A 23,787-nucleotide genomic window follows, 5' to 3' on the forward strand; every position below is an offset into this window, starting at 1 on the left:
GGGAACAATATCAGGACCCAGTTCATTGTGTACATAGGTAACAGTGAGCTAGGCTCTCATCCGTCATCCTGTCTCATCCCTCGTAGGAGCCCATGCACCCCCACGAACAGTCCACCTGGACACCCCCCGGCCGCGATCCCGCGCAGCCGAACGAGCCGGCGCAGGTGCGCCGCATCCTGAGGCTCTTCCGCCCGTACCGCGGCCGTCTCGCGCTGGTCGGCGTCCTCGTCGGAGCCTCGTCGCTGGTCTCGGTCGCCTCGCCGTTCCTCCTGAGGGAGATCCTGGACACCGCGATCCCGCAAGGGCGCACCGGGCTGCTCAGCCTCCTCGCCCTCGGCATGATCGCCACCGCCGTCGTGACCAGTGTCTTCGGCGTGCTCCAGACCCTGGTCTCCACCACGGTCGGCCAGCGCGTGATGCACGACCTGCGGACCGCCGTCTACACCCAGCTGCAGCGTATGCCGCTGGCCTTCTTCACCCGCACCCGCACCGGCGAGGTCCAGTCCCGCATCGCCAACGACATCGGCGGCATGCAGGCGACGGTCACCTCCACCGCCACCTCCCTCGTCTCCAACCTCACCGCGGTGGTCGCCACCGTCGTCGCCATGCTGGCCCTCGACTGGCGGCTCACGGTCGTCTCGCTGCTGCTCCTGCCGGTCTTCGTCTGGATCAGCCGCCGGGTGGGCCGCGAGCGCAAGACGATCACCACACAGCGGCAGAAGCAGATGGCGGCCATGGCCGCCACCGTCACCGAGTCCCTGTCGGTGAGCGGCATCCTGCTCGGCCGGACCATGGGCCGCGCCGACTCGCTGGCCCGCTCCTTCGCCGAGGAGTCCGAGCGTCTCGTCGACCTCGAGGTGCGTTCCTCGATGGCCGGCCGGTGGCGCATGTCCACGATCGGCATCGTCATGGCCGCCATGCCCGCCTTCATCTACTGGGCCGCCGGCCTCGCCCTCCAGTCGGGTGGACCCGCCATCTCGCTCGGCACCCTGGTCGCCTTCGTCTCGCTCCAGCAGGGCCTGTTCCGGCCCGCCGTGAGCCTGCTTTCCACCGGTGTCCAGATGCAGACGTCCCTCGCCCTCTTCCAGCGGATCTTCGAGTACCTCGACCTGCCCGTGGACATCACCGAGTCCGACGACCCGGTCCGGCTGGACAAGATCAACGGCGAGGTCGTTTTCGAGGACGTCGACTTCCACTACGACCCGGCGAGCCCCGGCGGGGCGACGCTCGCCTCCATCGACCTGACCGTACCGGCCGGCGGCAGCCTCGCCGTCGTCGGAGCCACCGGTTCCGGCAAGTCCACGCTCAGCTACCTCGTGCCCCGGCTGTACGACGTGACGGGCGGCCGGGTCCTGCTCGACGGTGTGGACGTCCGGGACCTTGACTTCGACACCCTCGCCCGAGCCGTGGGTGTCGTGTCCCAGGAGACGTACCTCTTCCACGCCTCCGTCGCCGACAACCTGCGCTTCGCCAAGCCGGAGGCCACCGGGCAGGAGATCGAGGCCGCCGCGCGCGCCGCGCAGATCCACGACCACATCGCCTCGCTGCCGGACGGGTACGACACGCTCGTCGGTGAGCGCGGCTACCGCTTCTCGGGAGGCGAGAAGCAGCGCCTCGCGATCGCCCGGACCATCCTGCGGGACCCGCCCGTGCTGATCCTCGACGAGGCGACCAGCGCACTGGACACCCGCACCGAGCATGCCGTCCAGCGCGCCATCGACGCGCTCTCCGCCGGGCGGACCACGATCACCATCGCGCACCGGCTCTCCACCGTCCGCGACGCCGACCAGATCGTGGTCCTGGAGTCCGGGCGGATCGCCGAACGCGGCACGCACGACCAGCTCCTCGCCGAGGACGGCCGCTACGCGGGCCTGGTGCGGCGCGATGCCGAGTCCGTGTCCGCGAGCTCCGCCGGCGCCGAGCCCGCCGCCGACGCTCCGCGCCCCGGAACCGGCGCCTCCCGCGACTCCGGAGGCGAACAGGCGAACGCGGGAGCGGCTGTTCCCCAGAACGTGTGATCGCACCGCCTGTCGTTGCCCAACTCCCTTACGAAGCAGGATGCTTACGTTGTGCAAGCGGCGGGCTGCAGACCGCGACTGCGCAGTCCCACTGATCCACATGTTCGAGGAGAAGCACCACCATGAACGTCATCACCCACCTGCTCGCCGGCGTCCTCCACTTCCTTGGCTGGCTCGTCTGACGCTGGCAGTGCCACGGCGCCGTCGGCCCCCCGTCCCAGGGGGCCGACGGCGCCGCCGCGTGTGTGGCGCCGGGGATTCGCGTGGCCACCGGGTTAGCGTGCGCCCATGACACCCCGGTCCCGGCAGCCCGAACACGGTCGCCGTCGCCCCCGGCTGACCCGCCGCGGGCGACTGGCCGTGCTGATCGCCACCTCGCTCGCCGCGGCCGCCGCGGTCACGGTCCCCCTGCTGCTCACGCGGGACGAACCGGCCGCCGAGAAGCAGCGGACGCTACTGATCCCGGAAGGCTGGCGGGCCGGCCAGGTGTACACGGCCGTCGACCGCTCCCTCGGCCTCGCCGCGGGCACCACCCGCGCGGCGGCGGACGTCGGCGCGCTCGCGTTGCCGGACGCCGCCGCCGGCAATCCGGAGGGCTACCTCTTCCCGGCCACCTATCCCCTGCCGGCCGGGACGACACCGCGGAGCCTGCTGGGATACATGGTCGCCACGGCGGACAGTCGCTTCGGCTCCGACCCCGTCGTCGCGGGCGCCCGCCGCAACGGGATGAGCGTCTACCAGACGGTGATCGTCGCCAGCATCGTGCAGGCCGAGGCGGACACCGCGGAGGATATGGCCAGGGTCTCCAGAGTCGTCCACAACCGGCTCGCCCGCGGCATGGCGCTCCAGATGGACTCGACCCTGAACTACGCTCTCGGCCGCTCCACCGTGGACACCACCCAGGCGGACACCAGGATCGCCGACCCCTACAACACCTACCAGCGCCCGGGGCTGCCGCCGACCCCGATCGGTAACCCGGGGGAGCAGGCGATGGCCGCGGCGATCGCGCCGGCGAAGGGGGACTGGCTGTACTTCGTGACGGTGAAGCCCGGTGACACGCGCTTCACCGCCGACTACGCCACGCACCAGACGAACGTCGCGGAGTTCAACGCCCGGCGGCGCGAGGCGAAGGCGCGCTGAGGGGCGGTCGGCCCGTCCGCCCGGTCCGCCGTGCCGGCGTCGGAACCGGCACGCGGGGGTGTTCTCGCGCGGCGGGATTCCCACCGGTCTCGGGCCGTCGCCGGACGGTGGCCCGGTGGCGTCAGCGGCCGGCCGTCTCCTCCTTCCGCGTCACGGCTCCTTCCGCGGCCAAGTCCCCCTCGCGGGCCTGTTCCCCGCCGGTGGGCCCCGGCTGCGGCGCACTTCCTGCCCGCAGCAGGCGGCGGATCTCCGTCACGGCGGCCCGGCCCGCCCGGTTGGCTCCGATGGTCGAGGCCGACGATCCGTAGCCGACCAGATGCACCCGCTCGTCGCGCACCACGCGTGTGCCCTCCACACGGATGCCGCCGCCGGGCTCTCGCAGCCTCAGCGGTGCCAGGTGGCCGATCGCCGCGCGGAATCCGGTCGCCCAGAGGATCACGTCGGCCCCGACGGTCCTGCCGTCGTTCCAGGTCACGCCCGTCGGGGTGATGCGGTCGAACATCGGGTCGCGGTCCAGGACGCCGCGCGCACGGGCCCGTCGGACCGCCTCACCGAGCGGGAGACCGGTCACGGAGACGACGCTCCGAGGCGGCAGTCCCCGCCGGACCCGGTCCTCCACCAGCGCGACGGCTGCCCGGCCCTCCGGTTCGCCGAACGGGCCTTCGCGGTACACCGGCTCGCGCCGGGTCACCCACGTGGTCCGCGCCGCTACCTCGGCTATCTCCATCAGGTGCTGGGTGCCGGACGCGCCACCACCGACCACGATCACCCGCAGACCCGCGAACGCCCCGGGGCCCGGGTAGTCGGCGGTGTGCAGCTGACGGCCGCGGAAGGTCTCCTGCCCCGGGTAGCGCGGCCAGAAGGGACGGTCCCAGGTGCCGGTGGCGTTGACGAGGGACCGGGTCCGGTAGACGCCCTCCGAGGTCTCGACGAGCAACCTGCCGCGCACGCCGTGGGTCCCGTCGCCGGCGTCACGGACCGCGGACACCTCCACGGGCCGGTGCACCCGCAGTCCGAAGTGTTCCTCGTACGAGGCGAAGTACGCGCCGATCACCTCCGAGGAGGGCCGGCCGCCCTCGGCGCCGGTCAGCTCCATGCCCGGCAGGGCGTGCATGCCGTGGACCTTTCCGTAGGTGAGGGAGGGCCAGCGGAACTGCCAGGCTCCCCCCGGGCGGGCGGCGTGGTCGAGGACGACGAAGTCCCGGTCGGGCAGCAGCCCGGTGCGCCGCAGATGGTAGGCGGCCGAAAGACCTGCCTGACCGGCTCCGATCACGGCCACGTCGATGTCCCGGCTTGTCGACTTCACTCCGAAAACGCTCACCACTCCATTGATACTGCAACCGCATTCCGAGCGGAGCGTGAGCGTGGCCCAGGCGGGCAGGCGCACACGTAGGGCGGCCGGGAACGCGCGCGGCGCGGCGCGCACGACCGGTCTAAGATCCACTGCGAATCGAACACACTTCCTTCCCTCGGGGGTCTCGCATGTCCGTGCCGGTGTTCTCGCCGAGCCGCAGATCGGCTCTTTCCGCGCTGGCCGGGGTGGCTGCCGGCGTCACCCTGCCGATCGCGTCGGCCACCGCGGCCCCGGCCGTGACCGTCGTGCCGGCGGGGTCGACGGCCGGCGCACCGGGAGAGGCGACCGGCCGACGCCTGCCGATGGCCGCCGACCCGGGCGATCCGTGGCACTTCTCCGCTCACCCGGCCGGCCCGTTGACCACCCGCGCACTCGCCGGGTCCCCCGCGGGCCTGGAGGTGTCGGACGCGCGAGGCGCGCTCGCCACTCTCACCACGGGCGCACGGACGGTCACGGTCCGCGGCCCCAAGCGGTGGTTCACGGAGCAGAAGAAGCCGTTCGCCGACGCCTTCGACCGGACCCTGTCAGGCGCGGGCTGGGGCCGCTCGCCCGGCGGGGGTGCCTGGACCACCGTCAACGGCGCCAAGGAGGACTACTACCTGGACGGCGGCCGTGGTGTCGTACGTCTCACCGAGACCGACAGCAGCCGCCACGTCCTGCTTCCCCAGGGGGAGGCGGTCGGCGACGTCGACGTCGCGGCCCGCTTCTCCTTCGACAAGCGGCCCACCGGGGCGCCCGTCTCACTTGCCCTCACCTTCGCCGCCCAGGCGGGCTCCGGCAGGCAGGGGCCGGTCAACAACCACTACCGTGCCCGCCTGCTGGTCACCCCCGCCGGTGACGTCCGGCTCGTACTCGAGAAGGAACGGGCGGACGTCACGAGCACCCTCAGTCCCGCGGTCACGGTCGGCACCGGTTTCGCGCCCTACGACCACTGGTGGGTGCGGGTGGAGAAGACCGGCTCCCTGCTGCGCGCCCGCGCCTGGCGCCACGGCACCGGCGAGCCGGTCGGCACCTGGCAGCACAGCATGCGCGACCCCGAGACCGACCCGGCCAAGGTCTTCGACGCGGGCACTCTCGGCGTCCGGGCGCTCGCCTCACGCGACGCCACGGTTCCGCTGCGGGCCCTGGTCTACGACTTCGACGTGGCCTCGGCCCGCTGGCCCGACCCGCCGGTGGTGGGCCACGACACGTGGGTGCGCGTGCTGCCCGAGCCCTTCGACGGCGAGTGGACCCCCGCGCTGGCCGAGCGGATCACCGCCTGGGCGGGCGACACCTCGCCGGACGCGCTCGCGTACGCCTCGATGTACCGGCCCTTCGCGCCCGCCGTGACCGACCCCGCGCTCCAGGAGGCGCAGGTGCTCGGCGAGTCGGGATACAGTCCGAGGGACGAGGCCGGGCTGCGATACGTGGGCTTCGACTTCCACGACTACATGCGACGGAGCTGGACCTTCCCCGCGAGCGGCGAGCAGGCGGAACCGGACGCCGTGGACGCGGCGAACGCCGACAACCCGCACAACCTCGACTGTTCGGGCTTCGTCCGGATGGTCTACGGGTACCACCTGGGCATCCCCATGGTCCTGCACCGGAACTTCGACGGCCGGAACCTGCCCCGCACCTCGAAGGACCAGGCCACGTACGGTCCCGGCGTCGTCGTGGCCAAGGGGACGGACGCGGCCCCCTCGCTCACCGGGCTACGCATCGGCGACGTGGTCTTCTTCGACGCCACGGGGGACGGGGACCCCGCCGATCCGGCGAGCAACGACGGCGTGATCGACCACACCGGCATCTACGTCGGGCCGGACCAGCACGGCGGGCTGCGCTTCGTCTCCAGCCGTCAGACGCCGAACGGGCCGACCATGGGGGACCTCGGCGCCAAGTCGATCCTCAACGGCGACCCGTGGGTCTCCGAGAACGACCGGGGCGACGTCTACACCGTCGGTCTGCGAGTCGTCCGGCGGTTCTGACCCGGCACCCGGCGGTTCCGACCCGGCACCCGGTGGTCCGGGCCGAGGAAGCACCGGTCCGGGGCGCGACCCGTGGACACGGACGGCAGGATGATCGTATGTCCACTTTCGCGACCCGTGTCCTCAGCCTGACCACCGGCACCGACGAGACCGTCACCGACCTGACGGCCGCCTGCGCGGACTTCCTGACCGAGGCGGCCCCGGGCCTCGACGGCCTGCTCAACCTGTTCGTCCCGCACGCCACGGCGGGCCTGGCCATCCTGGAGACGGGTGCGGGCAGCGACCGGGACCTCCTGGCGGCCCTCCACCTCCTCCTCCCGGCCGACGACCGCTGGCAACACCGCCACGGCACCCCGGGCCACGGCCGCGACCACGTCCTCCCGGCCCTGGTCCCCCCGCACGCCACGCTGCCGGTCCTGGCCGGCCGGCTGGAACTGGGCACCTGGCAGTCGATCTGCCTGGTCGACACCAACAGGGACAATGCCAACCGGCAGGTCCGCTTGTCGTTCCTCGGGTAGCGGCTACCGCGGACTGGGGCTGTAGGCGGGCGGGTTGGCCGGCCGTACCAGGTGGTAGCGGCCGGCCTCCCGTCTGTGGTGTGTGCCATCGTCGGCCTGCACCGGGTGCGGTTCATCTACCGGTTCACGCGTGAAGGGGGAGGCTCCTTCGAGGAGGTGCCGCCCGCCTACGACGAGACAGTCGGCTAGTCCGCTTACGGTACGCCGATGGCCCGGCGTGTGAGTGGCGGTTGTTCCAGCGGAGGTTGGCGGACACCAAGTTCGGGAGAGCAGACGAGGACCAGGGGTTCCCGGGCCAGCGGCGTGCAGTCGACGTCGCGGAACGTCGCCTCGTCCGCCAGCAGCAGGGCCATGTCCGGCTCGCCGGTGCGCGGCGCGGCGATGGCGGCGGCGGTGCCCATCGTCCTCAGGTCCACCTGGATCCGGGGGTGGCTGCGCCGGAGCGCGGCGATGACGCCCGGCAGGCGCGCGGAGACCAGCGTCTCGCCCGCCGAGAGCACCACGCGTCCGGTCACCTGTTCGCCCGCGCCCCCGGCCGCGGTGAGCACCCCCCCCCGCGGCAACCGGTCGAACAGGCGCAGGTCGAACTCATTCTCCAGCGTCCGCACGTGGGCGGTGACGGTGGACTGGACGCGGCGCAGACGCTCTGCGGCAGCGGTCAGGTTCTCGGTCCGGGCCACAGTGGCGCAAGTGCGCAGCAGCCGGGTGTCCACCCGCCCCCGACGATAGCCATCGGCATCGCTACAAACGATGAGTCCCATCGGTACTCATCGTTTGTAGCGATGCCTGCGGGGTGCGACGGTAGGGGCATGACCTTGAGGACGCGCCCGGAAATCCTGCGTTACACCGCTTTCACCACGGACCCCGCCGGCGGCAATCCGGCCGGCGTCGTGCTCGACGCGGCCGCCCTGGACGACGCCGCCATGCTTGCCACCTCGGCCGAGATCGGCTACTCGGAGACCGCGTTCGTCACCGCCGCGGACCGTGCCGCGCGCCGGTTCCGGCTGCGCTACTTCAGCCCGCTCGCCGAGGTCGCCTTCTGCGGCCACGCGACCGTCGCGACCGCGGTGGCCCTGGCCGAACGGATCGGCCCCGGTCCGCTCGTCTTCGACACGCCGGTGGGCGAGATCGCCCTGGACACCTCGGCAGGGCCCGAAGGCTCCGTGACGGCGACGCTCACCAGCGTCCCCACCCGCTCCCGACCGGCGACCGACAAGGAGATGGACGCCTCCCTCGCGGCCTTGCGCTGGTCCCCCGCAGACCTCGACCCCACACTTCCCCCGCACGTCGCCTTCGGCGGGAACGAGCACCTCGTCCTGGCCGTGGCCACCCGCGAGCGACTCGCGGCCCTCGACTACGACTTCGACTCCCTGGCCGAGGTGATGCATCGTCACGGCTGGACCACGCTCCAGCTGATCTGGCGTGAGGCCCCGGACCTCTTCCACGCCCGCGACCCCTTCCCGATCGGCGGTGTCGTCGAGGATCCGGCCACCGGTGCCGCGGCCGCCGCACTCGGCGGCTACCTGCGCACCCTCGGCGCCCTCCCGTCCTCCGGTGCCCTCACCATCCGTCAGGGGGAGGATCTGGGCCGACCGAGCCTGCTCCGGGTCGAGGCGTCCACCACCGACCCGCGCGCCCGGGTGAGCGGGCAGGCGGTGGCGATCACGGACGCACGGTACTGAGGCGCAGCGCCCGTACCAACGCCGCGGTCACCGGATGCGGGGCCGCGTTCCGTGGGCGAGCCGCCGGGGCGGCGCCTACGCCGCGACTGCGGCGGTCGTGTGTGGGGTGGCGGCGGTGCCCGCTGACGGTTCCCGGCGGGCGGTCAGGCCGGATCCGTGGGCGGCGGTCACGGCTGCTCGACTTCCGTCGGCGTGGAGCGCGGGCGGTGCCACGCGTGCGCGCAGGTGCCCTCGCAGTGCGTCCGTCTCCCGCGGGTGTCCGCCACGGCGAACACCGAGACGAGGACGCGGAACGTGGTCACATGTTCGTCGGTGGGCAGACGTGCGAAGCCGTAACGGCGGGTTCCTGCAGATCATCACCGCGGGATTGGTGGTGGGTTTCGTCCCGGACCTCGTCCCGCCCGCGCGGCCGTCCGGGGCGGTGATGTGCGCCTGCATCGCGTAGCCGCCGACCTGCAGCAACACCTTCCGCCGGTCCTCCGGGGACGGACCGGAGAACCAGGCCGCCCCCGTCGTCCGAGGTCCGGAGCTCCTGGGCGATCTCGTTGACGACATGCCCGGTCCGGGAAGTTCTGTCCACAGTGCCCCTCACGGTCGCGTCTTGATCACATCCGTGCCGGGGTGGAGACCGTATCTCGTGCGTGGAGCCTGCGAGTTCGGCCCACCGGGTCCCCGCACCGCGCGGTGGACTCCCCGGGGCATGAGGTGTCCTGCCCCGACGTGGCCGTACGTCGGGCACAGGGCGCCTGTTCGGACCGGTCGGGGGCGCCGACGTTCGTGGCGAACCGGTACGACAGCCGGAGATCCTGTGACCGTGTCCTGTCATCCTCGTTGACTGGGCATGATGACGGGTGTGACGGCTGAGCAGCTGGCCGGAAGAGACGCGGAGCTGTCCGAGCTGGCCGGTTCGTTGGGGCGGTTGTCCAACCGGCCCGAGCCGCGGGTGGTGTTCACGCAGTATGTCGAGGGGCTGTGATGCACCGCGCCGGCAGGCGCCCCCTTCGGCGCGGGCGTGCGGGCGTCAGGGGGCGCAGGCGGTGCGTTCCTCGACCGTCATCGCGCGGGAGCGGGCGATGAGCGAGTCGTTCTTCCCTGTGGGCGCGCTGAAGGTGCTGTTCTTGATGATGACGTGCCGGTATCTCTTCTTGGTGCCGCTCCTGATCTTGGTGTCCGACGTGAAGTCGAGCCGCAGATCCCCGGTGGCGGTTCCCATCTCCGCGGCCCTGCTGAACCAGCCGACGTTGCAGGCCGGAACCGGCAGGCTGTTCGTCTGCGAGACGGTGCTCGACCGTGTCCACGTCCTGGTGTACTTGGCGGTCACCGCGACCTCGGCCGCGCCCCAGACGGCCGACTTCACCGAGGTGCTCACCTCGAAGCTGTCCGAGCTCGTGACCGTGTCCGACCAGGCCAGTGTGTGAGTGACCGTCGTGGACGCGTAGTTGAGGACGCGGTCACCCACCGGGTGTTCCGGCCCGGGTGCGGCCTGGTACGCGGTCGGGGCGTAGCGCATCTTGCAGTCGATGTCTTCCCAGGGGATCGCCGGTCCGATCTCGTGCGCGTCGTAACATATCTGCAGGGCCTTCGCTGCCAGCGGGTCACCGGCATCCAGCGTCAGGGTACGGTTCTGTGCCGCTGCGGCCGGTGACACGGTCGGCCCGAGCATCCCCACCACGACCCCCGCCAGGATCGATGCTTTTCGAATGGTGTGCATGCGCGCGTAATTCCTTTCCGGATCGAGCAGTTGAAGAGGCAGTCCGGGCGTCGTACGCACCCACGGTGGCGGCGACGCGCCGACTCGACGATCATTCTGGAGCCCCGTCACCCCTGAACGTGAGCGCGAGAACAGGCACATGCCGCAAGAATCCTTCCAAGGTGCCGCGGGGCGCCGCCCGCACCGCGTGGCGGTCCTCGTGGACGAGAACACCAATCCGTTCGAACTGGGCTGCGCCACCGAACTCTTCGGTCTGCCGCGTCCCGAACTCGGTCGTGAACTCTATGAGTTCGCGCTCTGCACGCCAGGCGACCGCACGGTCATGCGCGGCCGCTTCTTCACTCTCACCGAGACGGCCGGCCTGGAAGCGGCCGAGGCCGCCGACACCCTGGTCGTCCCTAGCCGACCGGACGTCGCCCGCCCCCGCCACCCCGCCGTACTGGACGCCATACGCCGCGCCCACGCCCGCGGCGCCCGGCTGGTCTCCTTCTGTACCGGCGCGTTCGCCCTGGCCGAGGCAGGCGTACTCGACGGGCGCCGGGCTACGACGCACTGGCAGTGCGTGGAACTCCTGCGTTCCCACTATCCCGCCGTCCGCGTCGAACCCGACGTCCTCTTCGTCGACGACGGCAGCGTCCTCACCTCCGCGGGCAGCGCCGCCGCGCTCGACCTCGGCCTGCACATCATCCGCCGTGACCACGGCGCGGAGACCGCCAACACCATCAGCCGTCGACTCGTCTTCCCCGCCAACCGCGACGGCGGGCAGAAGCAGTTCATCGAGCGCCCCATGCCCGACCTGCCCGACGAATCCCTGGCCCCCCTGCTGGCCTGGGCGCAGGAGCGGCTGGACGCCCCGCTCACCGTCGCGGACCTCGCGGCCGAGGCGGCCGTCAGCACCACCACCCTGCACCGGCGCTTCCGTACCCAGCTGGGCACCACACCGCTCGCGTGGCTGACCGCGCAGCGCGTCACCCTCGCCCGCCGCCTCCTCGAACGGGGGGACACCCGCATCGACGCCGTCGCCCGTCACAGCGGACTGGGCACCCCCGCCAACCTCCGCACCCTGTTACGTCGAGAGACGGGACTCACCCCCTCTGCCTACCGGCAGCGCTTCGGCCCGGAGACCCACTTCACGACCGGCCCCGCACCCGCCACCTTCCGCGACGGCATCGCCGCCCCCGCCCCGCGGGCCACGGAGTCGCAGCCCGCACCCGCCCGGTCGCGCCCCACCGAATCGCGGGAATGAGGAGCCGTCCTCGCGCTCGCCGCTGCCGCGCCGCGGCTCACAGGTTCCTCCGGTGGCCTACGTCGCCTCTGTGCCGACCGTCCTCGTCCTCGGCGGCGGCGACGCCTACGGGGGCTCACGCCGGTCTGTCGGCCGCGCCGGATGAAGACGTACCAGCCGAACGGCGGCTGAGCGACGACCGGGAGGGCCATATAGGGAAGCGGTCCGCCGGGCCGGCCGCCTGCTTCCGGTGCTGACCGGCGTCGCCCGTGGGCCCGGCCGGCTCCCGTGCGGGGCACGAGCGCCGGCCGGACCGTGGGTGGGGCGTGTCCTCGTCAGGTGGTCAGGTGCCTTCTGTGGGACACCCCGTCACAGACGCTGCCAGAGCGCGGGTACGTTCGGCGGGTCCCAGCCCGGATAGGCCGTGTGGCCCTGGATGCACCGGTAGCGGACGCCCTCGTACGTCACCACGTCCCCGGCCGCGTAGGTGGCGCCGAGCCGCCAGGTGGTCTCACCGCCGCCGCCGGACACGGTCAGCGTGTAGGTGCTGGTGTGGGTGACCTCGCCCGCGCCGGACACCGTCAGGGTGTAGGTGCCGCCGACGGTGCCCGCCGCGACCTGCACGGTGGCCGTCGAGGACTGGCCGGAGGTCACTGAGGAGGGGGCGAACGACACGGTCACGCCGGACGGTGCGCCCGAGGCGGAAAGTCGCACGTTCTGCGGGTCGCCACTGGTGGTGGCGGTGGTCACGCCGACCGTGGCGGAGGAACCGGGCGTCACCGTGCCGGCCGAGGGGGAGACGGCGATCGAGAAGTCGTTCACCGGGGCCGGTGTCCCGCCGACGGCCGTCTTCCAGATGGTGTAGGCGATGCCGTCCGCGCTGCGGTTCAGCGCGGTGGCGTTGATGTTGTTCGTGGTGTCGCACGCGGAGTGGTAGCAGGGGTCGTAGGAACGGCCCGCGGTGCCGCCCCACTTGGCGGCCTCCGAGGAGGACTTCACCGCCGAGGCGCCGGTGGCGTAGCCGGACGTGGGGACGCCGACCCGCTGGAAGGAGTAGTCGTCCGAGCGGCCCCGTCCTTCGACGTTCTCCTGCGGGGCGAGTCCCAGCGAGTCCCAGTACGCCTTCATCGGTGCCGAGGCCGCCGAGTTCAGGTTGTTGATGAAGTAGCCGCCGTTGGTCGAGGCGACCATGTCGAAGTTGTAGTAGGCCCTGATCCGGGCGCGCTCGGTGCCGGAGAGTGTCCTGGCGTAGAAGTCGGATCCGTTCAGGCCCTGTTCCTCGTCGGTCCACCAGGCGAAGCGGACCCGGTTCTTCATGTTGGGGTCGGTCCGGGCCAGTGTCAGGGCTGTCTCGAGGAGCGCGGCGGAGCCGGAGCCGTTGTCGTTGATGCCGGGGCCCGCGGACACTCCGTCCAGGTGGGCGCCGAACATGTAGACGCCCGCGGCGTCGCCCTTCGGCCATTCGGCGATGAGGTTGTTACCGGCCCCCGCGGAGCAGCCCGAGGCGCAGGACTGTTCGGTGACGGTGTACCCGGCCGCCTGGAGTTTGCCCTTGACGTACGCGAGGGAGTCCCGGTAACCGGCCCCGGTGGAGCGGCGGTTACCGCCGTTCCGTGCGGCGATGGAGTACAGCTGGGACAGATGTGACTGCACGGCGGTCACGTCGACGTCCGGCGGAGTGGAAGGGTCGCCGCCCCCGCCGACGCGCAGGGTGTACTGCGCGGTGTGGGTCGTGCCGTCGCCGCGGCCCGTGACGGTGAGCGTGTAGGTGCCGGTGTCCGTACCGGCGGACGTCGAGACGGTCATGGTGGAGCTGCTGCCGGACGTGACCGTGGACGGGCTGAAGGAGACGTCCACGCCCGAGGGCGCGCCGGAGGCGGTGAGCGAGACCTGCTGGGCGCTGCCGGACGAGGTGCTGGTGTCGACGGTGGCGCGAACGGTCGAGCCGGGCCGGGCGTCGCCCGAGCTGGGGTTGAGGGCCAGCGAGAAGTCGTTCTGCTCCGCGGAGCAGGCCGGGTCGCCGGCCTGTGCGGGAACGGTGATCGCGTCCCAGGCGGCCTTCGTCCTGTCGAAGAGACGGCAGCTCGCGTCCAGGTTCTTCGCGGTGGTCAGGGTGGCCGTCCGGTAGCGCTTGTAGGTCATGCCGCTGGTCTTGAGCAGCATCGCGCCGTAGAAGATCCGACCGGCGTCCCGGATGCCGACTCCGGTGACACCGGAGCCGTTGCAGGTGGAGGAGGAGGGCTTCCCGCCCCCGGGGCTGGAGCCCTCCGCCAGCAGGTAGAACCAGTGGTTGAGCGGACCGGCCGCGGCGTGTTCCTCGGTGTTGGGGATCGAGGAGGAGTAGCAGGCGGGGTCGCCGAGCGCGCCGGGGTCGTACATGTTGCGAATCGGGCCGCGCCCCTGCAGGTCGATCTCCTCGCCGACCGTGTAGTCGGGGGTGTCGTAGGGTGCGGGCTGGTCGGCGTACGCCTCGGTGAGAGCGCCCATGATGTCGCCCGTGGCCTCGCCCAGGCCGCTCTCGTGGTTGGCCCCGCCGGGGGTGTTGGAGTCCAGGCCGTGGCCGAACTCGTGGCCGATCACGTCCATGCCCGCGATCCACTTGCCCGCGCTGTTGTGGCCGATGGTGACGGTGGATCCGTCCCAGTAGGCGTTGAGCTGGTTGAGGCCCACGCGCACCGGCCAGCTGCCGCCGTTGCCGTTGTGGCCGTTGCGGCCGAGCCAGTTCCTGAGCATGTCCGACTGTTTCTGGGCCGCGAACATGGCGTCGACGCAGCCGGTCTCCCGGCTGGAGGCGTTGCCCGTGCCCCAGTCGTCCGTGGGCTTGGTGAACAGCCCGCCGCTGTAGTCCGAGCACTGCAGGCCGGGGCGGGTGGTGTCGCGCAGGACGTACTGGCTGCCCGAGCGGGAGGTGTCGATGGTGAGCGGGTCGGGGCCGTTCCACTCGCTGTGGCCGGTGCCCGCGTGGACGTCGTCGTAGCTCCCGGCGACCTTGCCGGTGCGGGCGTCGACGAAGACGTGCAGCCTGCTGGGCACGTCGGCGGCCGTACGCCCTGTCACCACGGTCTCCCAGGCGAGCACGGCGCGGTCGTTCTCGACCCGGACCACGAGGCGCGGGGTGTCGGTGCTCGTCGTCCGGGCCAGTCGGCCGCGGCTTGTCTCGGCGGCCCGGGAGGCCGGAATCCTCGCCCGGGTGGGAACGGAGATCGTGGCCCGGGTGGCGGACTGGACCGAGCGGACTCTGCCGTCGTCGTCGGAGAGGACCACCGCGTCACCGCCCACGACGGGCAGGCCCTTGTAGGTCCGCTCGTAGGCGACCGCGTACAGGCCGTCGGTCCAGGGGATGACCTGGCGTCGGTCGTACTGCTCGTGGGGCCCCTTGGCGAGTGAGTCGACGCCGCTGCGCGCGGCCTGGTCGGCGGCGGCCACCGCCTTCGCGACCGGGCTCGGACTCGGTGCCGTGGGGGGTGCGGTGGCCGGCGCGGCCGTGGCGACGGACGCCGGCACCACGACCCCGAGGGTCACGGCCAGGGATACCCCGGCCACCGCCATCTTTCTCAGCATCATGGCTCCTTGTGAGAGGTGATGAAGCCACCCGGTGATGGTCATGGATATGACAAGTCCACCCAGGGGCGGGCGGGCCGGGTTCGCCCCCCGCCCGTGGGCACGTCGTGTCGCCGGGCTGGCCGAACCCTCACACTCGGCGGCCCTCGGGTCAACGCATCCGCAGGCGCTGTGCCGTGCTGTCAAAATCCGGCAAGCCGACCGCGGCGCCGAGGTCGCCCGTGTCGAGCAACCGCTCCCGGTACTGGCGGACTTCGGGTGTGGTGCCCCAGTCGGAGAGGAGCCTGCCGTGCAGCCCGCCCAGCTCGGCGCTCACCAGCAGCTCACGAGACCGCGTCGCCTCCGCGAGCACCGGGGACGCCAGGGCCACGGCGGCGCCCGGATCGCCCGCGCACGCCCAGCAGTCGGCCAGGCGCAGAGTGAGCAGCAGGTGTGTGTCGCGCATCACGGCCGGCAGTCGCGCGCGGGACCGCGCGATGGCGGTGGCCGCTCGCCGCGCCGTCGCGCGGTCGCCGGTCACCGCGGCGAGGTCCCGCAGCGCGCCGCCGACCGCCGACTCCAGCCGCATCTCGCCCTCGGCGCCGGCCAGCCAGGGTGCCTCCAGGTGGTCCCGCGGGCGCAGGCGGACGAACGCGCGCCGGGCCAGGGTGATGTGGCGACGGCACTCGGCGGCGTCGTGGCCGAGGGCGTGGCCCCGTGCCTGGTAGAGGTGGGACAGGGTCGTGACCCAGTGCCGTCCGGAGTCCACGGCGCCGATCGCCCTGGCGTATCCGAGCGTCGCGGCGGCATCCTCGTCGAGCCGCACCAGCGCGCAGGTGTCGCTCAGGAGTGTGGCGCGCGCCGGAGCGTCGTCGACGGCGTCCGCCCACCGCAGGCCGTGACCGAACCAGGCCATGCCGATGCTGCTCTGGCCGCGCCGCATCCGCAGGCGCCCGGCCACCTGGGCGTACTGGGCGGCGATGCGCAGGTGCCCGTAGGGCGTACGGCCGGTGGCGTCGACCGCCTCGGCCCATCGCATCACGGCCCGCAGCAGCCGCTCCGCGGTGACCACGCCGTCCATGGTGGCACGGTGCAGCGCCCCACGGATCACGCAGGCCAACGCGGCCGTGAGCACGTGCAGCAGATCCGCCTCCATGCCCGTCAGTCCGGCGAACGGGCGGTGCGCGGAAGTCAGTTCATCGAGCAGCGCCGATGCCACCGCCCGGTCGGGTACGGCGCAGCCGGCGGCGCCGTGCAGCGGGCACGCGAGCCCTTCGGTCGGCAGGGCGCACGGCCACGGCACGTGATCCCAGGTGTCCCGGTCGCCGGTGTCGGCACCGGGCGGTGCGGCGAACAGTCCCGGGGTGGTGGGGAGGTGCCGGGGTCCCGGGGGCGCCTCGCGCGGGGCCGCGGTGATCGCCGCCAGTTCGCCCCCGGTCTCCAGGACGGTGTCGAGCCGGCGCACCAGCCCCGCCGGCGGCTCGCGCAGTCCCGCTTCGAGGCGGCTGATCTGGCTGTGGTGGTAGCCCACCGTCCGGCCGAGCTGCTGCTGGGTGACGCCGGCGTTCCTGCGCCAGGATCGCAGCCGGCGCCCGAACTCCGCCCAGGACTCATCGGTTCGTGCTGAGGCGACAGCCATGTTCCCTCCCGGCGGAGGCCCCCGCCTCCGGCAGACGTTCCACCCGGACTTCGCACTGACGAGCTACGAGTTGATGTCCAGCACAGGACAGGCGCCGGGGCACGTCAATCGGATCGGCCAAAGACGAGACAGCTTGGTCTGTACCAAATCGGGTCGGGGTGCGACGAAACCGTCGCGCCCCCACGACAGCCGCACCGGCCGGGCCGACGCGCCGCGGCGCGCGACTTCCCGGCGCCCCTGCGGGGCACGCCGAGCGGGGCTCCTCCCCTTTACCGTGTTTCGATGTGTTCTGTTCCGAGATGGGCTCTGATCTCGTCGGGGTGCGCCCCCGTCCTGCTGGTCACAGGCTGGGTCTTCGCGGCGTTCCTGGAGGGGGCCGCCTACGACCCCGTCAGGCAGACCATCAGCGTCCTCGCGGCCTACGGCGCCGCGGGGTTCTGGGTGATGACGGCGGCACTCTTCGCCCTGGGGGTCTGCCATCTGATCACCGCCTGGGGCCTGCGCCCCGCAGCGAGACCAGGGAGGCTGGCGCTGGCCTGCGGGGGAGTGGCCGCCCTCGCGGTCGCGCTGAACCCGGCACCCAGCAGCGGGGGGTCCCTGCGCCACGGGGCGGTCGCCGCGACCGGCTTCGTCCTGCTGGCCGCGTGGCCGCTCCTCGCCGTGCCATCGGACCGCGGCGGGCCCTGGGCGCTTCGGCCCGCGCCCGCCCTCGCGGCAAGCGCGGTGATGGCTGTCGGCGCGGGCTGGTACCTCCTCGAAACTCAGGGTCACGGTGCCGCCGGCGTCGCCGAACGCTTCACGACCGGTGTCCAGGCCCTCTGGCCCTTCGTGGTCGTCGCCTCCTGCCTCCGCCACGCCGGCACGGCGCGGGCTCCGGAGCGACGCGGCCGGCCGTGACGGATGGGCGGGCATAACGGCAGCCGGGCGCCGAGGCCGGGGGCGAGGGTCCGAGAAGGCGAGAGGGCGGGGGCGCGCAGCGTCCCGCCGCGCGTTCGTGTCGCGGTCCGCGGGACCCGGCCGCTCTCGCGCCGACGGCCCGCACGGGTGCCGGGCCGTCGTCGTTGGCCGATCCTGGTGACATGGGTGCCAAGGCCGCCGGCCGCGACACCGGCGACGGGCGCACGAGACGCCCGCGCCGACCGTCCGCCGCCTTCCTCGCCGCGGGCCGCCGCTCGGCGCGTGTCACGCTCGCCGCCGGTGCCGGCTTCTACCTGTTCCTGTACGGGCTCGGACAGCCGGTCGCGGCCACCTACGCACTGTTCGCCGCGGTCGCGCTCGCCGGTCTGTCGCACATCCCGGGGACCGGACGGCAGCGTGCCGCCGTGCTGCTGCGGCTCGTCCCGGTGGCCTGGCTGCTGGTCGCCGCCGGCACGTTCCTCGCCGTACGGACCTGGAGCGCCGTGGCCGGGATGCTGGTCATCGGCTTCGCGCTGGCGTTCGTCGCCGTGGCCGGCCCCCGTCCGGCCGGCGCGGCTCCGGGACTCCAACTGCTCTACATCCTGCCGTCCTTCCCGCCCTACGCCCCCGACCAGACGGGCGAGCGGCTGATCGGCGCGACCGTCGGCATCCTGCTGCTGATCCTCGCCGAGGCATTCGTCCTCCCCGAACCGGCTCCCGTGCCGTACCGCGAGCTCACCGCCCGCGCGGCCGCCGTGGCGGAGCGGTGCACCGACGAGCTGACCAGCGCCCCCTACGTCCTGTCGCCGTCCACGGCGAGGGCCGCCGGGAACGCGGCCGAGGCACTCCGTCCCTCGCGAGTCCCGGAAGCGGAGCGCCCGGCCGGACCCGGGGTCCGCTCCCGCGGCCTGGCCCATGCCGGCCTCGCGGCACGCACCCTGTTGAACCGGCTGGTCCGGCTGCCCGCCCTCCCGCCGGGCCGCGCCCCCACCGAGCCGGGCCTGGCGCTGCTGCGCGCCGTCGGACGGTCCACCGCGGGCAGCGCCTCGCTGCTGTGGGGGAGCCCCCCGGCCGGGCCGGACGTCACGCCCGCCACGGAACGCGCCGCACTGGCCGCGGCGCCGACGCGAGCGGCCCTCCCGGTGGCACTGCACCGTCGGGCCGATCTCCTCGACCTGGCCGACGCCGCGTCGGCGCTCACTCGCGCCGCCGGACTCGCCGTGCGGGGCCGTGAGCGCGCGTCCGGACTGCCTCTCGGCCGGTTCTGGTACGCGCACATGCGAGCGCCCCGGCTCTGGTGGCGGCGGCTCGTGGGGCATGCCGGCAGCAGGTCGGTCTTCTTCCAGAACGCCGTGCGCATCAGCCTGGCGCTGGCCGCCGCCCGGGCCGTCGCCGGTCTGGACACCCTGCCGCACGGTTTCTGGGCGATGCTGGCGACCCTTTCGCTGACCCGCACCACACTGGTCGCGACCCGGAAGAGCACCCGGCAGGCCGTGACGGGGACGCTGATCGGTGCCCTGTTCACGGCAGGTGTCTTCGCACTCGTGGGGACGGACACCACTGTCTACGCCGTGGTCCTGCTTCCCGTGCTGCTGGTCACCTTCACCGTCGGGCCGGTCAAGGGCGTCGGCTGGGCCCAGGCACTCTTCGCGATCACGGTGGCCCTCGTCTTCGCGCAACTGGCACCGGCCACCTGGCGGCTCGCGGAGGCCCGGGTGCTGGACGTCGTGATCGGCAGCGTGATCGGCGCCGTCTTCGGCCTCCTCGCCTGGCCGCGCGGCGCGCAGGAGGAGGTGCGGCGCTCGGCGGCGGTACTCCTGCGGTCCGCCGCCGAAACCGTGATCATGACGAGTTCGGCGGTCGCCGCCGGCGGGGTGCGGGCCCCCGGTGCGCCGCCACCGGGCGCCCTGCTCCGGCACTCCCTGGTGCTCGCGGAATCGGCCTTCGCCCAGTACCAGAGCGAACCGATGAGCCCCCCATCGGCGACATCCCGTCCCGGAAGCCCGTCCGGAAGCCCGCCGGGACAGCCCGACTGGCAGGCCGTGCTGCTGGCCGGCCACCACACCCTGTGGGGTGCCGAGCGGGTCCTGGAGCCGGAGCCGGAGCCGGAGCCGCGCGGCGCCGCGGCGGCCGTCACCGTACCCCCGCTGGAACCCGCGGCCGCCGTCGCGCTGACCCGCCTCGGGGAACGCGTGGCAGGACGGATGCTGCTGCTGTCCGCCGCCCTTGACGCGCTCGGGTACGCCCCGTGGCCCGAGACTCCGGTCGGCCGCCCCGGACCCGGGACGACGGAAGTCGAGCCGGCCCCGACAGGAACCGGGTACCACACGGCCGACGCCTGGCTCCACTCGCTCCTCGCCGACCTGGAGCGGCTCGCGGGAGCGGCTCCGGCGCCCGCGTGCGAGGGCGCCGGGCCGGAGGCGGCCGGAGGGCCCGCCGACACCTGACCGGGGAACCCGCCGGGAGCCGCGCGCCGCCGTGGGACCGCGCGGCACGACAGGACGGAGACACGCATCCTCACGAGGGACGCCACCGCAGACGACTGGCCCCGGATCTGGCCCATCTGGCGGGAGATCGTCGCCGCCGGCGACACCTATACCTGGGACCGCGACACCGACGAGGAGACCGCGCGAGGGCTGTGGACCGGCGGCGCGGACCGCCGTGTGTTCGTCGTCGAGGACGCGGGCGCGGTGATCGCCTCCGCGTACCTGCGGCCCAACTACGGAGGGCCGGCCGGCCGTGTCGCCAATGCCGGCTTCATGGTCGATCCCGCCGCGGTCGGGCGCGGCGTCGGACGCGCCCTCGCCGAACACGTGCTGCGCGAGGCACGCGACGACGGCTACACGGCGATGGTGGGCGTCCTGACCCCGGGAGGCTTTCCCGACCCGACCCGACCCGACCCGACCCGACCTGACCCGGTCCGACGCGACCGCGTCCTGGTGTCCGGCGCCCCGGTCCGCCCACGGTCGGGGCCCGTAGCGTTCACCGGGTGGGGCGGCCGGCGCACCGTACGGCACCGTCGTCCGGGCCCCGCGTCGTGTGCGGGCCGGACGCCGACGGCGTAGGGGGAGTTCTTGCTGGGCCCGCAGCCCAGGAGGTGCGAAGGGCACGGCACCCCGACGACGCCGTGGCCGCGGCACGGGAGTGTCGGCTCGCGGCCAGGCGCCGCACTCGCGCCGAGCGGGCAGGAGTGCTTCCCTGAAGAGGAGGAAGGGCCCGGTGAAGAGGACGCGGAGGAGCGGCTACGAGCCGTGCACCGTGCGATCAGGATCCGCGAGAAGCGGATGGGTCCTTCCTCACACTGCCCCCACCACTCTCCGCTGTCCGCCCTCTCCTCGATCCCGACGACAGCGGTCGGGGCCCGATCGGGAGCCGTGCGCGGCCTTGGAAGACGGTGGAGGCCGTGGAGTCGGCCCTCGTCGTAGGAGTCGACGGTTCCGAGAGCAGCCTCACGGCGGTGGACTGGGCCGTGGACGAGGCCGTACGGCGCGGTCTGCCGTTACGGCTGGTCCACGCCTCGCCGTGGGAGCGTTACGAGGGGGTCGTCGCCCCTGGCGGGGAGCCTCCCCCGGGACAGGGTCCTCGCCGAGAACATCGTCGCCACCGCACGGGAGAGGGCCCGGCTCCGCTCCCCGGATGTCCGTACGCCGGACCATGGCCGAAGTCCCCGCTCGGCGGCTCCTGGTCGAACGCTCGGCCGAAGCGGACCTTCCGCGTCGTCGGGGCCCGACGACGCGGCGGCCTCATCGGCCTGGAACTCGGGTGCACCGCCCATCGCGTCCTCCACCAGGCGGCCTGCCCGTGATCCTCGTGCCGCGGCACCGCCCCGCCGGGAACGCCGGGAACGCCGGGAACGCCGGGAACGCCGAAGGCGACGCCGATACCCGGCTCCGAGTACAGGACGGAGCGCTCCCGTGCCCGAGCGCTCCGACACCCCGCCCTTACCACCGCGCCCGGGCGGGGCCGGCAGGGCCGTCAGAGCCGCGGAGGGGCCGAACGGCCCATGTCCCCGCCACCCGGTGCGATGGGAACGTGGAGGTGACGCCCCGCGTCCAGGGGGTGGGCCGACATCCGGGAGGTGCGCCATGAACGACGGATCGGGAGAGGTCGTCCTGGGCGTCGACCCGCGCGCGCAGTCCGTCCCCGCCCTGTTGTGGGCGGCCGACGAGGCCCTGCGCCGCGGGCGTCGGCTACGCCTGGTCGTCGCGGTCCCGGCGGCGCACGATCCGCTGGGCTACCCCGAGGCCGCCCACCGGAACGCGCTGCGGACGCGAGCCGAGATGGCGCTCGCGAACGCCGAGGACGTGGTCCACGCACTCCACCGCGCGCCGCGTCACACACCCCACCGGACCCCGGACCACGGCGGTCCGCCCACCACGACGGAACTCGCGGAAGGGACTCCGGCCGCCGTCCTGCTCTCCCGGGCGGCGCGCACGGATCTCCTGGTCGTCGGATCCCGCGCGTTCGGCCGGCCCGCCGAGATGTTCGGCGAGAGCTCTGTGGCCGTACCGGCCGGGGCGCGCGCCGACTGCCCCGTCGTCGTGGTCCGGGCCCCCGAGCGCACCACCGGTCCTCCTCCCTGCGTCGTCGTCGGCGTGGACGGCAGCGAGGCGGGCCGTGCCGCCGTCGGCTTCGCCTTCGCGCAGGCTGCCCTGCGCGGAGCCCGGCTGCGGGCCCTGTGGGTCTGGCCCCGGTCGGGCCTCGTGCACGAGAACGTCGCCCACGCACTCGCCGCGCGGGAGGATCTGCTCGCCGATTCGGTGGCGGAGTGGGCCGGGTTCCACCCGGACGTGGACGTCGTGGAGGAGGTGGCGCGGGGCCATCCCGTCGAGGAACTCACCCTGGCCTCGCGTGACGCGCTCGCGGTCGTCGTGGGGCGTCGTGGACGCGGCGGGTACGACGGCATGCGGCTCGGCTCCACGGCGCACGGGCTCCTGCGGCGCGCCGACTCTCCCGTGATCGTCGTTCCCGCCGGCATCAGTCCCGACCTGTCCGACCTCCCGGCGGCGGTCGGCCACCGCACGCGCCCGCTCGCCCGGTCCGCGTGACCGGCCCGATCCCGGCCCCAGGCGCACCTGGGGCCGTCCGGCCCACCCGCCGCGGCCCACCCGGCCCCGCGCCCGGGCCCCTTCGGCACTCGGGGCCGGAGGCCGCCGGGGGAGAAGGTGAGGGCAGACGGCACCACCAGGAGAGGAGGACCCGTCCTGGCCGGCGGCGCAGCGCGTCGGCGCGGCTTCGTACCCGACTTCGGCACGTGGTTCGGCAGCGAGATACCCGGGCTCCCCGGCCGGCGCCCCGCCACCGCGGCCCACTCCCGATCGAGGTGACCGGAGACGACGGTACTGACGTACTGCGCGCGGAACCGCCGGGAACGGACCCCGGCCATGACATCGGGATCACGGTGGACGGCGGCCTGATCACCGTCACTACCCTCCCGGTGAAGCGGATCGAGGGCACGAGCGGCGCGGACCGGCCGGAGCCGTGAGCCGGACCGGGGCCTGGCACCGGTGGGACGAGCGAGAACGCCCGTGAAAGACCACGCACTCGTACGAAGGAGCATCGCCATGAACCCCAAACGCGTACTGGTCGCCTACGGCAGCAAGCACGGCGCCACGGCCGGCATCGCCGACGAGATCGGCAGGACCCTGCGCGCGGACGGCCTCGACGCGGTCGTCCTGTCGGCCGCCGACGTCACCGATGTGAGCGGCTACGACGGTGTGGTGCTCGGCGGCGCGGTGTACGCCGGCCGATGGAACGGGAAGGCCCGGCGCTGCGCCCGCCGCAACGCGGAGCAGCTCAGGAACGTGCCGTTGTGGATGTTCAGCAGCGGACCGGTGGACCGGTCGGCCGAGGAGCGCGACATCGCGCCGCCGCCCGGCGTCGCACGCCGGATGAAGCGCCTCGGCGCACGCGAGCACGTCACCTTCGGAGGCGCCGTCACCGCCGACACTCCGGGCGTGATCGCGAGGTCCATGGTCCACGGGGGCAAAGGCGGGGACTTCCGCGACCCGGAGCGTATCCGGAGCTGGGCCCACCACATCGGCGCCGAACTCAGCTCACCGACCACGGCCTAGCGTGTCTGCCGCGGCCCGGGGCCGG

19 protein-coding genes and 2 pseudogenes are annotated in these 23,787 nt (G+C 73.2%); 14 read left to right on the plus strand and 7 right to left on the minus strand.

Going from position 1 to position 23,787, the window contains the following annotated elements; translation table 11 throughout:
- Positions 1–92 precede the first annotated feature (92 nt).
- Positions 93–2,018, plus strand: coding sequence for an ABC transporter ATP-binding protein (locus OG393_RS29415; protein WP_327377716.1), 1,926 nt, complete (start codon positions 93–95; stop codon positions 2,016–2,018).
- Between the two features lie 288 nt (positions 2,019–2,306).
- A complete protein-coding gene (mltG, locus tag OG393_RS29420; protein WP_327377717.1) occupies positions 2,307–3,158 on the plus strand; it encodes an endolytic transglycosylase MltG in 852 nt (283 codons plus the stop codon).
- Between the two features lie 121 nt (positions 3,159–3,279).
- Here mltG and OG393_RS29425 read toward each other — a convergent pair whose 3' ends face one another.
- A complete protein-coding gene (locus tag OG393_RS29425) occupies positions 3,280–4,479 on the minus strand; it encodes an NAD(P)-binding domain-containing protein (RefSeq protein WP_327377718.1) in 1,200 nt (399 codons plus the stop codon).
- A gap of 161 nt (positions 4,480–4,640) precedes the next feature.
- Between OG393_RS29425 and OG393_RS29430 the strand changes: the two genes are divergently transcribed.
- Positions 4,641–6,476, plus strand: a complete 1,836-nt coding sequence (locus OG393_RS29430; protein WP_327377719.1) for a hypothetical protein — start codon at positions 4,641–4,643, stop codon at positions 6,474–6,476.
- A 98-nt stretch (positions 6,477–6,574) separates the two neighbouring features.
- Positions 6,575–6,994, plus strand: a complete 420-nt coding sequence (locus OG393_RS29435; RefSeq protein WP_327377720.1) for a YjbQ family protein — start codon at positions 6,575–6,577, stop codon at positions 6,992–6,994.
- 194 nt (positions 6,995–7,188) lie between these two features.
- Here OG393_RS29435 and OG393_RS29440 read toward each other — a convergent pair whose 3' ends face one another.
- The gene (locus OG393_RS29440) at positions 7,189–7,707 is read right to left on the minus strand and encodes a LysR family transcriptional regulator (RefSeq protein ID WP_327377721.1); all 519 of its coding nucleotides are present in this window, start codon (positions 7,705–7,707) and stop codon (positions 7,189–7,191) included.
- A 96-nt stretch (positions 7,708–7,803) separates the two neighbouring features.
- Between OG393_RS29440 and OG393_RS29445 the strand changes: the two genes are divergently transcribed.
- Positions 7,804–8,676: a PhzF family phenazine biosynthesis isomerase gene (locus OG393_RS29445; protein ID WP_327377722.1), complete on the plus strand. Its 873-nt coding sequence runs from the start codon at positions 7,804–7,806 to the stop codon at positions 8,674–8,676.
- A gap of 167 nt (positions 8,677–8,843) precedes the next feature.
- On the opposite strand, the gene OG393_RS29450 is transcribed toward OG393_RS29445, so the two are convergent.
- Complete coding sequence (locus OG393_RS29450; RefSeq protein WP_327378590.1) at positions 8,844–8,996, minus strand: DUF5958 family protein; 153 nt, start codon at positions 8,994–8,996, stop codon at positions 8,844–8,846.
- Between the two features lie 34 nt (positions 8,997–9,030).
- A pseudogene (locus tag OG393_RS35550) lies at positions 9,031–9,231 on the minus strand (DUF5958 family protein); the annotation flags it as partial.
- A 298-nt stretch (positions 9,232–9,529) separates the two neighbouring features.
- Here OG393_RS35550 and OG393_RS29455 point away from each other — a divergent pair.
- Positions 9,530–9,652, plus strand: a complete 123-nt coding sequence (locus tag OG393_RS29455) for a hypothetical protein (protein ID WP_327377723.1) — start codon at positions 9,530–9,532, stop codon at positions 9,650–9,652.
- A gap of 45 nt (positions 9,653–9,697) precedes the next feature.
- On the opposite strand, the gene OG393_RS29460 is transcribed toward OG393_RS29455, so the two are convergent.
- Entirely contained in the window at positions 9,698–10,387 is a 690-nt protein-coding gene (locus OG393_RS29460; protein ID WP_327377724.1) for a hypothetical protein, read from the minus strand.
- Positions 10,388–10,526: 139 nt separating this feature from the next.
- On the opposite strand from OG393_RS29460, the gene OG393_RS29465 reads away from it, so the two are divergent.
- Positions 10,527–11,633, plus strand: a complete 1,107-nt coding sequence (locus OG393_RS29465) for a GlxA family transcriptional regulator (protein WP_327377725.1) — start codon at positions 10,527–10,529, stop codon at positions 11,631–11,633.
- Between the two features lie 348 nt (positions 11,634–11,981).
- On the opposite strand, the gene OG393_RS29470 is transcribed toward OG393_RS29465, so the two are convergent.
- Together OG393_RS29470 and OG393_RS29475 are read right to left on the minus strand one after the other, a co-directional pair.
- Entirely contained in the window at positions 11,982–15,173 is a 3,192-nt protein-coding gene (locus tag OG393_RS29470; RefSeq protein WP_327378591.1) for a M28 family peptidase, read from the minus strand.
- A 151-nt stretch (positions 15,174–15,324) separates the two neighbouring features.
- A complete protein-coding gene (locus OG393_RS29475) occupies positions 15,325–16,791 on the minus strand; it encodes a helix-turn-helix transcriptional regulator (RefSeq protein WP_327377726.1) in 1,467 nt (488 codons plus the stop codon).
- Between the two features lie 282 nt (positions 16,792–17,073).
- Here OG393_RS29475 and OG393_RS29480 point away from each other — a divergent pair, with 282 nt between their 5' ends.
- The 7 genes and pseudogenes from OG393_RS29480 to OG393_RS29505 all read left to right on the plus strand — a co-directional run bounded on the left by OG393_RS29480 (position 17,074) and on the right by OG393_RS29505 (position 23,762).
- On the plus strand, positions 17,074–17,688 hold the full coding sequence (locus tag OG393_RS29480; RefSeq protein WP_327377727.1) for a DUF998 domain-containing protein: 615 nt from the start codon (positions 17,074–17,076) through the stop codon (positions 17,686–17,688).
- 182 nt (positions 17,689–17,870) lie between these two features.
- Entirely contained in the window at positions 17,871–20,135 is a 2,265-nt protein-coding gene (locus tag OG393_RS29485) for an FUSC family protein (RefSeq protein WP_327377728.1), read from the plus strand.
- Between the two features lie 66 nt (positions 20,136–20,201).
- Positions 20,202–20,543: pseudogene (locus OG393_RS29490) on the plus strand (GNAT family N-acetyltransferase); the annotation flags it as partial.
- A 614-nt stretch (positions 20,544–21,157) separates the two neighbouring features.
- Positions 21,158–21,493, plus strand: a complete 336-nt coding sequence (locus OG393_RS35555; RefSeq protein WP_442817439.1) for a hypothetical protein — start codon at positions 21,158–21,160, stop codon at positions 21,491–21,493.
- A gap of 280 nt (positions 21,494–21,773) precedes the next feature.
- On the plus strand, positions 21,774–22,736 hold the full coding sequence (locus OG393_RS29495) for a universal stress protein (protein WP_327377729.1): 963 nt from the start codon (positions 21,774–21,776) through the stop codon (positions 22,734–22,736).
- Positions 22,737–23,011: 275 nt separating this feature from the next.
- Complete coding sequence (locus OG393_RS29500) at positions 23,012–23,173, plus strand: hypothetical protein (protein ID WP_327377730.1); 162 nt, start codon at positions 23,012–23,014, stop codon at positions 23,171–23,173.
- 79 nt (positions 23,174–23,252) lie between these two features.
- Positions 23,253–23,762, plus strand: coding sequence for a flavodoxin domain-containing protein (locus tag OG393_RS29505; protein ID WP_327377731.1), 510 nt, complete (start codon positions 23,253–23,255; stop codon positions 23,760–23,762).
- Positions 23,763–23,787 lie beyond the last annotated feature (25 nt).

The organism is Streptomyces sp. NBC_01216 (genome assembly GCF_035994945.1).
Lineage (GTDB): Bacteria > Actinomycetota > Actinomycetes > Streptomycetales > Streptomycetaceae > Streptomyces.